Annotated in this window: 11 protein-coding genes; 8 read left to right on the plus strand and 3 right to left on the minus strand. The window is 58.6% G+C overall.

What is annotated here, in order from left to right:
• Window positions 1-150 precede the first annotated feature (150 nt).
• Both ACW9I6_RS00610 and ACW9I6_RS00615 read right to left on the minus strand, forming a co-directional pair.
• Window positions 151-819, minus strand: a complete 669-nt coding sequence (locus tag ACW9I6_RS00610; protein WP_457338680.1) for an inovirus Gp2 family protein — start codon at window positions 817-819, stop codon at window positions 151-153.
• A 450-nt stretch (window positions 820-1,269) separates the two neighbouring features.
• The gene (locus tag ACW9I6_RS00615; RefSeq protein WP_200611402.1) at window positions 1,270-1,455 is read right to left on the minus strand and encodes a helix-turn-helix transcriptional regulator; all 186 of its coding nucleotides are present in this window, start codon (window positions 1,453-1,455) and stop codon (window positions 1,270-1,272) included.
• Window positions 1,456-2,270: 815 nt separating this feature from the next.
• Between ACW9I6_RS00615 and ACW9I6_RS00620 the strand changes: the two genes are divergently transcribed.
• From ACW9I6_RS00620 to ACW9I6_RS00640, 5 genes are all read left to right on the plus strand, one after another.
• Window positions 2,271-3,146 carry a hypothetical protein gene (locus ACW9I6_RS00620; protein WP_457338681.1) on the plus strand — a complete coding sequence of 292 codons (876 nt, stop codon included), beginning with the start codon at window positions 2,271-2,273 and terminating at the stop codon, window positions 3,144-3,146.
• Between the two features lie 553 nt (window positions 3,147-3,699).
• Window positions 3,700-3,993 (plus strand): DUF6124 family protein, encoded by a 294-nt coding sequence (locus tag ACW9I6_RS00625; protein ID WP_457338682.1) that lies wholly within the window; start codon window positions 3,700-3,702, stop codon window positions 3,991-3,993.
• Between the two features lie 176 nt (window positions 3,994-4,169).
• Complete coding sequence (locus ACW9I6_RS00630) at window positions 4,170-5,198, plus strand: hypothetical protein (RefSeq protein WP_457338683.1); 1,029 nt, start codon at window positions 4,170-4,172, stop codon at window positions 5,196-5,198.
• Entirely contained in the window at window positions 5,199-5,753 is a 555-nt protein-coding gene (locus ACW9I6_RS00635) for a nucleotidyltransferase family protein (RefSeq protein ID WP_457338684.1), read from the plus strand. It abuts the gene before it with no gap.
• 111 nt (window positions 5,754-5,864) lie between these two features.
• Entirely contained in the window at window positions 5,865-7,322 is a 1,458-nt protein-coding gene (locus ACW9I6_RS00640; protein ID WP_457338685.1) for an ArnT family glycosyltransferase, read from the plus strand.
• Between the two features lie 6 nt (window positions 7,323-7,328).
• On the opposite strand, the gene ACW9I6_RS00645 is transcribed toward ACW9I6_RS00640, so the two are convergent.
• Window positions 7,329-8,552, minus strand: coding sequence for an OprD family porin (locus ACW9I6_RS00645; protein WP_177081361.1), 1,224 nt, complete (start codon window positions 8,550-8,552; stop codon window positions 7,329-7,331).
• A gap of 172 nt (window positions 8,553-8,724) precedes the next feature.
• Between ACW9I6_RS00645 and ACW9I6_RS00650 the strand changes: the two genes are divergently transcribed.
• The 3 genes from ACW9I6_RS00650 (at window position 8,725) to ACW9I6_RS00660 (ending at window position 12,991) form a co-directional block, all read left to right on the plus strand.
• Window positions 8,725-9,621 (plus strand): LysR family transcriptional regulator, encoded by an 897-nt coding sequence (locus ACW9I6_RS00650; RefSeq protein ID WP_003212270.1) that lies wholly within the window; start codon window positions 8,725-8,727, stop codon window positions 9,619-9,621.
• A gap of 108 nt (window positions 9,622-9,729) precedes the next feature.
• A complete protein-coding gene (locus tag ACW9I6_RS00655; RefSeq protein WP_457338686.1) occupies window positions 9,730-11,169 on the plus strand; it encodes a YfcC family protein in 1,440 nt (479 codons plus the stop codon).
• A 19-nt stretch (window positions 11,170-11,188) separates the two neighbouring features.
• A complete protein-coding gene (locus ACW9I6_RS00660; protein WP_457338694.1) occupies window positions 11,189-12,991 on the plus strand; it encodes a CocE/NonD family hydrolase in 1,803 nt (600 codons plus the stop codon).
• Window positions 12,992-13,007 lie beyond the last annotated feature (16 nt).

Below are 13,007 nucleotides of genomic sequence, written 5' to 3' on the forward strand. Positions count from 1 at the left end.
GTTCGAAACACGCCCATTGAGCCGTGAGAATTGGATCAAATCATGATCGCAGCCGCATGCTTGCCGCTGCGCAACGATCCAGTAAAAAGCCAGATCTTGCGACCAAGTGCCCACGGCCAAACGTGCTGCTCCGGCTGGCTATTAGCAAAGCTACCCCTTACTGGCATCAAAGCTTCGCTGGCGATCCCCATACGATTTCGTAGCAGACTTGCACAGGTAGCTGGCGCGGTAGAACAGATCCGGCAGCACGTCCTCATCGCCTGCACGCACATACCTATCTACTCGGTATTCCGCATTACGGGGGATCTCAACCAGCCCATCAACTTGATTGTCAGCCAGGCCCAAGGCACTGGCCCATGCTTCTTGCATGCGGCTGATCATATTGTCAGCTTCAGATCGCAGCCGTCCAACCGTGTAGTAGGCATCTCGATTGAGCACGATCAGCAGGTGGTAGTGTGGTCGCCCTCCCCATCCCACTTCTCTGGCCCAAACGTAGCGAACCTTGCAGTCATGAGCGCATGGATTCCGTTCACAGGCCTTGTCACGGTTGCGCTTGATCTTCTCCTTGAAGGACTCAATGAAGTCGCTGATGACTTTGTTCCTGTATGCATGGTCAGGTAGATCGATGCCGACTGGCAGACGGAGATCCACTCTGTAGGCCAATATCCTAGAGTACTGCTCAAGTGCCAGATGTATGGTGTGCTTCAAGCGGGACAGGTATTGCCGGACGAAGGGGCCTTTCTCAACCATCACTGGCAGGCCTTCAAAGGTGTCGTCGTGGTGCAGGCGGAGGTTGGTGTTCTCGGGATGTCGAAGCATGGTTACTACTCACTGGGCTTAGGTTCATAACCAGTGCCCAGTGTGTATTTTTTTATTCACAACCTTGGTAGGACATGACCTACTGGCTTTGGGAGCCAGTAGACGCCATGCATAACGGTACCAACCCTGCAGGTAGCGAGGACTACTAAAAGCATAATACCCACACCGAGAAAGCCCTCTCCAGAAAGCTGAGGGAACTGAGACCCGACTGCTCCCGCTACGCTTACATATTTGTTCCGCTATCATTCCGGTAAAAAACTATGCCCTGATCCGGTTTGAAGCCCAGTAGGCTGAGGCAATGGAAGCAACATTGCCTGGTATATGTGGAGAGTTTCCAGGCAATCCCAGCAAGCGCCTGGCAAGGGCCAGCCGGCATAACCCCCATGACCGGCTGCAAACCGATCATGGGAGTTATGACTAGCTACTAGATGTCCTTACCTCAGACGCCCCCTAGGTAAGGTCGCGCTCCTCGATCCTTGCCAGGATCCAATCTTGCACCTCACTTTCAACCCAGCCAACGCAGCGGTCACCCAGTGGGACCGGCTTCGGGAAGCTGCCCTCCCCGATGTACTTGTAAATGGTCGACCGTGCCAGACCGGTCGAGTCGATGACTTCTTTCAGACGGATGATCCTCATGAACGGGCTCCTGTAATACGTTCAGAGGATTCGCAACGTCTGTAAAAAATTACTCACCACGCCTACTGCGTAACGTTGACCGCCCAGGGTTTCGCAGAGAATTTCATCAGAACGGCATAGCCCGTACCGCTCAGTTGATGACTTATTAGCCTACAACTCGGCCGACGCCACTTAACTCAGGAGGATCAACTGCTGCAAGCGGAGACGCCAGAGTGGGGAGCTCCGCCAATACCTTACCCAAGATGCCCGACGACGAATCAATTCGACCTTGCAGAGAGTATTAATTACCTTTGCACGCGCCCGACTTTGGCCACCACCTTTGCCACGCTCCAAAGACTCGAAGCAGTCTCGGCCAGTCGTTCGAAACAACCGCGCACGCTGTGCACCCGCGTTTTGCCGAAATTGACGTGCGCAACCTATAAGCATCAGCAGCATGTGCTGACAATCTCGCCGCCACTCGACATCAGCACCCACCAGTTCCCGTTTTACTAATGGACGTTTAACGCCATATGCACCACTAACTCCAGGAACGCGACAAAAACGTCACTGACGCCATGGCTGCCTTGAACGTCCGGATCGATTCACACGGTAAAAAATACTAGGCACTGCTAAAAAACCAACCACTTATGGCTACAGAGTACGGATTTACTGGCTACTATGAGAAAAATTATTCTAGAATATTCATAGAATAAACATATGATCTCAATTGATCCTCTATAGAAACCATGTAGAACACTCATAGAATGCATATAGAATCTCACTAGAAATAGACCAAATTAATAGTATTAATATTTTAGAATTGATAGAGCGTGACTATGGACGAGACTTTTATCGTTGACGATAGCGGGCTTGACGAGCTGAGCCAGCTACTCAAGGAACCACGACAAAACACTCGTCATGACATCTGGCTATGGCTGTACCTGAACCAACACAAGCGGGCTAGGTTTGACGCTAGTACATGTAATGGCTCGACTATGCGGGACGAGATCGCAAGATTCCTGAGACGCAAGACCGAAAACCTTAAAGACATAGCCTCTCAAAAGGACCGATTCCTGGTCCCGCATGACTATCTCAAGTGGATTGAGGGAGATGAGCGGCAGCATCGATGGCTACTTCGCAGGATTGAAGAGCTCACTGAGTTGAGACCTAATCAGGGACTGCCTAGCGGACTGGTAAGACTCAATGGCAGGAATCATCTCATCGCCATCCTTGATCTCTGGGATGTGGATATCGCAAAGAAAGCAGACGAAATCGAGCACCTTCACAATCGTTGGCTTAGACACAAGGCTGGGGACAGAGCTTTCGAGTGGTTCGAAGACAAAAAGGATGGCCTCAAACGCTGCAAATGCGCTTGGGAGTGGCTAGAGAAGCACCATGTATCCATATTTAAAAGCCAGCTCCCTATCAACAATTTCAAAGAGCTGCTCCTGTACTTTGATGAAGCAGAGCTCGGCCGCAATGAGATGAAAGCCATCATCCAGACGATCAAAAAACGATGGAACCGTAAGCAGTTCGACGAACGCACAGCAGACAAGAAGCAGGTTAATGTCATGCTATCGAAAACCGCGATCGAGCTACTCGATACGCTGGCAAAAAAGCACGAGCTGAAACGAGCTCAAGTCTTGGAGCTTCTGATAACGACGGAGTCTGAGGATGGCGTGTACTTCACAGGCAGGCTGAAAGGTGGCTAGGAAAACTACCTTAGGTGATGGAGCCAGCCGGACACCCTCCTTTCCTCTGCACCGCCAGCCCAAAGCCTTGGTATTCCAAATGGTATTCCAAAGAATCTTTTAACCGATATTTTTCATTTAAAATCAATTGCTTATATCATAAGCTCAGATTACCCCGGCACCAAATACGAAGCACCACCAAAACCCACCTTGTGCGGGTTTTGTTGTTTCTGGGCCCCTGGAAACACACCGCCGAATGGACCTTCGGATTTTTCCCGCAAGACATCGCGCCCTTGGTGAACTGGTGCTCATCAATCGACACGACTAGCCTTGAAACGTCGCTGCAAAATCAGCGACCGGGTTTAGCAGCTCGGTTAATATCAAGGCATGCAATGCCACCATCCGTTCAAGCGAAGCATCTTGCGTCCGCTTGTCCACGTTATGGCGGCTGTGCGTGGGGCACTTTCGAGTGCGCTGGGTTCCTTGATTCCTGGTCTGCTAACCCGCGTACGGTCGCCACCCTTTTCGTTTAGCAGCGATGTCTGGCGACTCCACCAATCAAGGAGTTGCACTCATGAAAAAGATCAGCCCCAATCCTCCGAGCCCGGGCCAATCCGGCACGAACATCTTCTGCATCGCTCAAGGCATCGACCCCGAAACCCTGCTCGTACAGGCCTGCGAAACCCTCGCCTCGCTAAACGCGCTCACTACTGACTTGGCTTTCGAACTTGACGGCGCCTTTCGCCATAAACTTCTGGCCACTCAGCAATTGAGTGTCTTGGGCGAGTTGCTGGTGACGCGCGCACTGGACATTCTCGTGCCAACGGCAGACTCGAAAACGCAGGAAAGGACGGCTTCCGAGTATTAAAAATAGCGACCCAGCAGGAAAGCGCCAAAAAGTAACCAAAGGGTGAGCGGGCTATTTTCTTCGAAAATAAATCCGTCACCTTTTTCTATTGGGGATGGTTGTGATACTTCTCCATCCCGTACCCAACACCGCCCCACCTGAAACCACCTATCAGACAACCGGAAGTCCGATACCTCATGCTCAAGCCCTGTTTATTCCTGGCCCTCGCCACGCTATCCACACTCGCCAACGCCGACCTCGCAGGGGTCTGGCAAGGCACGCTCGGCAAGACGCCGATCACCGCCTGTTTCAACGCCGCGCCCAATACCGGCGGCAGTTACTATTACCAGCGATTCCTGACACCGATCCAGCTCACCCAGGAAACACCCGATGCTCCCTGGGCGGAAGAAGGCAACAGCGGTGTCTGGCAATTGGAGACGCCACAGGGCGACTCGCTCAAGGGCGTCTGGAGCAAAACCAAGGGCGGCAATCCACTGCCCCTGGCATTGCAGCGCGTGGCAACGCCGCCCGAAGGTTGTGCCAGCGATGCGTATAACGCTCCCATGGAAGCTGCGCCCCTACCGGTCAAGACGCAGAAGCAATCCTTCGCCGGGCACAGCTACCAGATAAAGACTCAAGGCGCCCAGGTCACGCTCAAGCTTGAGGGCGACAACCCGGCAATTCAGAAGATCAACCGGCAATTGGGGAGCCTGGCCATCAGCGCCGATGGTCAAGCCGACTACTTCAGCGAACGACGGGAATACCTTGGACGCAACGGTGCGGCCTATACCAGCGAAATCAGCGTCGAACCCACGTACTGGTCATCCCAGTGGATCACCGTCAGGTTTTACCGATGGGCCGCCAGCACGGGCGCCAGGGGTATCAGTTGGGGGCTGCATTCCTGGAACCTGCAAACCGGCGAAAGCGTTGATCCATGGACTTGGCTCGGTGGGCACCAGGAATGGTATGACGCCTACTCCGGCCATCTGAAACTGCCCGCCAAATTCAGTGCCTGGCTGGCGAAGCAAACCACCACAGATGAAGGCTGCCCGGCGGTCACCAGTTACTCGACGTTCGACCTGAGCTTCGACACCCAAGGCATGAAGCTATCCACGCCCGCCAATGGCGACGGTTGCGACAATGACCTGAGTTTCACCTGGGAGCAGTTGGAACCTGTTTTGTCGCCCAAGGGTAAAGCCGCACTTTCCAGCTTGAAGATGCCTTGAATGCATGACCAGCACACGATGGTCCAGACACTGATCAGCAGCGATGCCCAACGCTGGCACCTACTGGACATCGTCCGCTCCCTCGCCCTCCCCGACTGCTGGATCGGAGCCGGCTTCGTACGCAACGCGGTATGGGATCACCTCCACGGTCGCCCCCTATCACCACCGACCGGTGACGTCGACGTACTGTGGTTCGACGCCACCTGCACCAGCCCCGACGAAGACCGCCGCCTCGAAGCCCTCTTACACGCAGCAGAACCCTCCATCGACTGGTCCGTCAAAAACCAGGCCCGCATGCACCTGCGAAACGGCGATGCACCTTACCGCAACGCCAGCGACGCCATGCGCTTCTGGCCCGAGACCGCCACCGCAGTCGCCGTCAGAAGAACCGCAGCGGACCTATGCGAAGTTTCAGCCCCTCTCGGCCTGGAGGACCTGTTCAATCTCCAACTCAAACCCACGCCCCGCTTCACCCAGGAAAAACACGCCATCTACCAACAACGCATCACCTCCAAACGCTGGTTAACCCAATGGCCACTGCTGAAACAACCCTGACCCTACAAAAACCTCACATTCATTCACGAATTATTAAGAATCGCCCTCGTATACTCGCCGATCGCCCGGGCCGTTCCCCCGAACGGCCCCCTGCCCCGGTAGCCAGAATCCATGACGCGTTCCGCTCCTCTGCTGCTCCTGCTCGCTGCGCTGTTGTTTTTCTTTGCCCTTGGCAATCACGAGTTGCAAGGCTCGACCGAGGCCCGTGTGGCCGGGATCGCCATGGCCATGCACCTGGATAACGATTGGGTGGTGCCGCGACTGTTCCGTGAACCCTTCCTGGAGAAACCGCCACTGAGCCTGTGGCTCGACGCCGGGGCGATCCGGCTGTTTGGCGGTACCACTTGGGCAGTGCGTCTGGCGTCGGCGTTTGCCGGGCTGTTCAGTGTGATGCTGCTGTACGGAATGCTGCGCAAGTTTGGCCGGCCCAAGGCGCTGGCGTTTGTCGCGGGCCTGATGCTGGCGACCATGGCCAGTTACTGGAGCAACGTGCGCGGTGTGGGTGAGGACTCGCTGCTCACCCTCGGGGTCACCATGGCCCTGCTGGCGTTTTATCAAGCCAACCGCCCCGAGTCGGAGCGCGACCGTTCCAACCTGAGCACCTGGTTGCTGTTCACCTTTGGGATGGTCATCGCCACCTTGAGCAAAGGGGTTCTGGGCCTGGCCATGCCGGGTGTGGTGATCTTCGTCTATCTGGCCAGTACCAGCCTGATGGATAAACAATTCAAGCTGGGCGACTGGATCAAGCCCGGGCTGTTCACGCTGCTGGCGCTGGTGCCGCTGATGATCTGGCTGGGTTTCCTCTACCAGCGCGACGGGCTGCAAGCAGTACGTGAAGTGCTGCTGACCAATAGCGTCGGGCGCTTCAGCGGTTCGTTTGTCGAAGCCGGTCACTACGAGCCGTTCTATTACTACATCGTCAAACTGCCCGAAGCCTTTTTGCCCTGGAATATTCTGGTGTACCTGGGGCTGTGGCACTTCCGTAAAAGCCTGGTGCGCAACCGCTACCGGCTGTTTTTCAGCGTATGGCTGGTGGCGCAGTTCACCCTGCTGACGTTCGCCTCCAGCAAGCGCACGGTTTATCTGATGGCCTTGACGCCCGCCGCGGCAGTGCTGGCCGCCGAGTATGGCGGCGTGCTGCTGGGCTGGCTGAAAAGTCGTGGGCAGGTTTCACACGTTGCCGAACACGTTTATGAAAACCGACGGGGTCTGGTAGGTGGCTTCTTCACCGTGGTGGTGGCCTGCTACCTGATTGCAGCTTTCTGGTTCGCGCCCAAGGCCGATGTGCGCCAGTCGTTTGTGCCGGTAATCAGCCAGATCCAGGCGATGCAGGCGCAAGGCAAGGAAGTGGTGCTGTATCAGGCCAACGAGCGAATCGCCGGCGCCGGGGTGTTCTACATGCAGGCCTATTTGACGATTCTGCAGACGCCGGAGGAACTCAAGAGTTACCTCGCGGCCAAGCCCGGCAACGTGGCCCTGGTGGACAATACTGACCGGCTGAACGTCCCGGTGAGGGTGGTCAAGGAGATGGCGATCAACCGTCAGCCGTACTATTTCGTCGAGCAGTAGGGCCTGTCACCACAGCGCCAGGTCGTACGTGAGGTAGATCCGGTAGTTGTCACGATCGCTCGCATAGGTCGAGCGATAAGTGGCCTTGCGCAACTCGATGCCTACGCCTTTGAAGGTGCTGTCCTGGATCACGTAGCGCAGGTTGGTGTCCGACTCCCACTCGCGGGCTTCGCGGCCCTTGTAGTCACCGTTCTGGCCCTTGTAGTAACGGGTCATGAAGGTCAGGCCCGGCAGCACAGCGACCAAGTCGTAGTCATAACGCAGCATCCAGGTTTGCTCACCGGCCTGGATGAATTTGCCGACACCTGCGTTGCTGAAGGAATACACCGTCGACACGCTGGCGTAGGGCAACGCGGTATCGCCGGTGACTTTCTGATAACCCACGCCCAGCGCCTGCGGCCCTAGCCGGTAGGTGAACAACCCGCTGAACATGTCGCTGTCGACCTTGCCATTGCGTGCCTCGCCCGCTTCGTTGCTGATGAAGTAACGCAAGTCGCTGGTCAGGCTGCCGGCACCCACTGGCTGTTTATGCACCAGGCCAAAGAACTGCTGGCGATAGAATTCACGCATTTCGCCGTAGTACCAGGTACCGCTTAGCTTGGGCGTGAAGGCATAGGTGGCGCCGGCGAAATCAAAGTCGCTGCCCTTTTTGCCGCTGTAACCCTGGGGATAAATGTCCACGCTGTCGGTCGAGTTTCGCAGCTTGAACTTGTCCAGATGCCCGGCGTGCACGTACAGGTTACGGACGCCGCTGTACTCGACTTGAGTGCCCTGGAATGTTTGTGGCAACAGCCGGCCATCGTTGTACACCAGCACTGGAATCTTCGGCAGCAGCGTGCCGGTTTTCACCACGGCTTCGCCGATGCGCATCTTGGCGGTCACGCCCAGGCTGGAGAATTCGCTGGCCGCGCGGCCATCGTCGTGCACCGGCAACAGCCCGGTGCCGGCATGGGCGCGGCTGGAGTCGAGCCTGATCCCCGACAACCCCAGCGCATCCAGGCCGAAACCCACCGTGCCTTCGGTATAACCCGATTGCAGGTTGAGCAAAAAGCCCTGGGCCCACTCCTTGCGGTCCTCGCCGCCGTCGCGGTAACCGTCGTTGAAATAGTAATTGCGCAAGGTCAATTTGCCGTGGGAATCCTCCCAGAAACCCTGGGCCATCAGTGCCGGTGACAGGCTCGCCAGCAAGCCCGTGCACACCACTCCTCCCCTCGTGAAAAGCTCACGCATAACCGTCTCCCGAATGCCGTATTGTGATTTTTTATGGGCAGTTGCTGCCTGCGATACGCTGGACGGCGCGTCGCATTGCGGCGGACACTAACGGCTCCTCGAACGCCCGGCAACGTTATGCGAGAAGCGCATCAGGCTATGCGCAAAGCCCTCAAACCACAGGAAAATCACGGTGAATCTCAAGCAGCTCGAAGCCTTCAAGGCGATCATGTCCACCGGTTCGACCATCGGTGCGGCGACCCGCATGGGCCTGTCGCAATCCGCGGTCAGCCGGTTGTTGAGCCAGCTGGAAGAGGCATTGGGGTTCGCGTTGTTCCTGCGCAAAAAGGGCCGCTTGATGGCGACCCCGGAGGCTGAAGAACTGCTCGCCGAAGTGGCCGGCCTGGTCGACGGCATGCAGCGTATCCAGCGCCTGGCAGATGAGATGCGCGTGGGCCGTTCGCGCAAGAGCCTGATCAAGGTCGGGGTGCCCACCAGCATGACCCAGGAGCTGCTGCCGCGGATCGTCGCCGAGTTTCTCAAGGGCCGGGAAGACATCGTCGTCGAGCTGCTGACCGGTTCCTACGACATGATCGAACGGGCCGTGCTCGACCGTTCCGCCGACCTCGGTTTTGTGCGCTTGCCTACCGAGATTCCCGACTTCGAGATTGAACCGGTGCTGGAAACCGAAGGCGTGTGCGTGATGCCCGCTGACCATCCGCTGACCCGCCACGCCTGCATCGAAGTGCAACACTTGCGGGACGTGCCGCTGGTAATGCTGGGCCGGCAACGGGCCCTGCGGGCGGAGTTGAACCAGGTGTTTCGCGCAGCCAACCTGACGCCCCAGGTGCGGGTGGAAGTGCACTCGGTGGGCGCCGCGTGCAGCTTTGTCGCCGAGGGGTTGGGGGTGTCGATCGTCAATGGTTTGCTGGCCAGCCACTTCATGCATTTGCCGATTGTGGTCCGTCCGTTTCGACCGGCATTGCCCTATGCATTCGGCCTGGCGTTTCGCGCGGATGAACCCAGGTCCAAGGTGGTGACGGCGTTTGCCGAGCACCTCAAGCACCGCCTGGCCGCACAAAACGCATAGCCCAACCCAGCCCGCGCATAACGTTGTCGCCGTTAAAACTTTGCCCTAGTGTCCGCTCCACAAGTGTCACCCGACACAACAATAACAGCGCACACCGGGGCAACCAGCATGACCGAACCGCAGATCGTCCGTACCCACTCGCCCACTGATACGCCGGTGGAAAAACCCGCGCAGCGCAAGCAGGTCAACCCGGCCATCATTCTGCTGAGCATCGTGCTGCTGGCTGTCGCCTTCACCTACGCGGTGAACTCGGGCAAGTTCCAGCGCCAGAACGGCCTGGTGGTTCCGGGCTCCTATCAGGTGCTGGAAAAGCACGACTCCCTGGGCCAACTGTTCTCCCTCGAACCGCGCAAGGCCAGCGATACGGTCGCTCGGCCGGTATCGTTGGTCGAGGGCTTCATGGCCATTCCCCAAGGCATCGAAAAACGCGCTGCGCTGATTTTCATGGTGCTGTTCATCGGTGGGATGTTCGGCGTGTTGAACAAGGCCGGCGTGATTGATGCCGGTCTTGAACGCCTGCTGGGGTTGACCCGGGGCAATATCTACGTGCTGGTGCCCAGCCTGATGCTGGTGTTTTCCGCCGGCAGCACCTTCATGGGCCTGGCCAAGGAATTCATCCTGATCGTGCCGTTGATGGTGGCCATGGCCAACCGCTTGGGGCTGTCGAACCTGATCGGCCTGGCCATCGTGGCCATCTCGGTGAAGATCGGCTACCTGGCCTCCATCTCCAACCCGGTGGCGCTGTCCGTGGCGCAGCCGATGGTGGGGCTGCTGATTTTCAGCGGCCTGAGCATGCGCGTCCTGGCCTACTGCACGTTCCTGCTGGTGGGCATCGCGTTCGTACTGTGGAGTATCCGCAAGCACGGGTTTGATGCCAGCGCGCAGATCACCTTCGAACGCAAACCGCTGCCCCTGCGCCACCTGCTGAACCTGATCGTGCTGGGGGCCGGCATTGGTTTCCTGGTGTACGCCTCGAACCGCTGGGAGTGGAAATACCACGAGCTGTCGGCGTTCTACCTGCTGCTGACCGTGGCGTTCAGCGTAATCGCCGGCCTGGGTGCCAGCACCGCCGCCAGCGCCTTTGTCGACGGCATGAAAAAGGTGCTGATCGCCGGTGTGTTGATCGGCCTGGCGACCGCCGTGGAAATCATCCTCAGCACCGGCCAGGTGCTCGACACCATCGTCAACAGCCTCGCCAATCTGGTGGGTGATCATGGCCCGGTGGTCTCGGCCTACGGCATGTTCTTCGCACAACTGGGGCTGGATGTACTGATCCCGTCCACCTCGGGGCAGGCGGCGGTGACCATGCCGATCTTCGGGCCGCTGGGACAGCTCTCCGGCGTCAGCCCGCAAACCACGGTGTTCGCGTTTTTGATGGGCAACGGCCTGACCAACATGATCACCCCGACCTCCAGCGGCCTGTTGGTATTGCTGGCCACCGCCAACGTCGGCTGGGGCCAGTGGGCACGCTACATCCTGCCGCTGTTTCTGATCTATGCGGTGCTGGCGATGGTGTTGTTGGCCATTGCCGTAGGCACCGGGTACTGACCCCATGAGTGTTTTCCCCATGCAGACGTTGCACAACCAGATGATCGCCATGCGCGACGGCATCCACCTGGCCACCGATATCTACTTGCCGCCCGGTCCAGGTCCGTTTCCGGTGGTGATCGAACGTACGCCCTACGACAAAAGCAAACCGTCGCGCTCGGAAATCCAGCTCGACGGCCAGCACATCTCCCGCGAGCAGATGGCCGCGCGGCTCACGGCCCAGGGCTTTGTCGCGATCTTCCAGGATTGCCGCGGGCGCTATGCCTCCGAAGGCGTGTTCACCAAATACACCGCCGAGGGCGAAGACGGTTGCGACACCCTGGCCTGGATCGTCGAGCAGCCGTGGTGCAACGGCAAGATTGGCAGCATGGGCCTGTCCTACGCCGCCCACACGCAACTGGCGATGGCCTGCCTGCATCCGCCGGGCCTCGCCAGCATGGTGCTGGACAGCGGCGGCTTCGCCAACGCCTACCAATGCGGGATTCGCCAGGGCGGCGCGCTGGAGCTCAAGCAGGCCACCTGGGCGTTTCGCCAGGCCAAGGAAAGCCCAGCGGCACTGGCGGATCCGAAGATCCTCGAAGCCCTCGAACAGGAAGACATCAACCAGTGGTTCAAGCGCATGCCGTGGCACGCCGGGCAATCGCCCCTGCGGCATGTGCCGGAGTACGAAGCCTATCTGCTGGAGCAGTGGGCCCAGGGCGACTTCGGCCCGTACTGGCAAGCGCCGGGCATCTACGCCGAGGGGCATTACCACGATCTGCCGGATATCCCGGTGCTGTTCATGTCCAGTTGGTACGACGCCTATGTCAGTTCGACCCTCGCCAACTACGCGGCGTTTTGCGCCGGCAGTACGGCGCAGCATCAGTTGATCATGGGCCCCTGGCTGCATGGTGATCGCAATATCACTCACAGTGGCGATGCGCAATTTGGTGCGCCAGCGGCCTTCGACGGGCAGGTGGCGAAAGACTGGTTGAGCTGCCGCCTGGACTGGTTTGAACGCACCCTCAAGGGTTCGCCGCTGCCTGCACCCGCGGCGGTGAAGGTGTTCTTGATGGGCGGTGGCACCGGTGAGCGCGATCAACAGGGGCGCTTGCAACATGGCGGGCACTGGATCGACAGTCATCAATGGCCGCTACCGGAAAGCCGGCAACTCACCCTGCACCTCACCGCACAACGCCAACTGCAACCTGAACCACCGACCACCGAGGGCCAGCTCAGCTACTGCGCCGACCCGGCCGATCCGGTGCCGACCATCGGTGGCGCCCTGACCTCCGGCGCGCCGATTTTTGTCGGCGGCGCTTTCGACCAACGCGAGCGGGCGGACTTCTTCGGTACCCGTGGCGACCAGCGCCCCCTGGCCGAGCGCAGCGATGTCTTAAGCTTCCAGACCGAGCCACTCAGCCACGACCTGATCGTCGCAGGCCCGCTGCGCGTGGAACTGTGGATCGACAGCGATGCGCCCGACACCGACTTCACCGCCAAACTGGTCGACGTCTACCCGGACGGCTACGCCATGAACATCACCGACGGCATCCTGCGGGCCCGCTACCGAAACACCTGGGAGCACCCCACCCTGCTGACCCCGGGTGAGCGGGTCAAGGTGGCGATCGAACCCTTCGCCACCTGCAATCTGTTCCAGCGCGGCCACCGGTTGCGCCTGGACATCGCCAGCAGCAACTTCCCGCGCTTTGACGTCAACCCCAACAGCGGCGAAGCACCCGGCCAGGCAGAACATCCCAGGGTGGCGCGCAACACGCTACACCTGAGTACCGATTGCCCGTCACGCCTGATACTGACCGTGGTCGAGGCCTTGAGTAACTAACTACCGCCATCCACAC

This window comes from Pseudomonas sp. SDO5522_S412 (genome assembly GCF_054071215.1).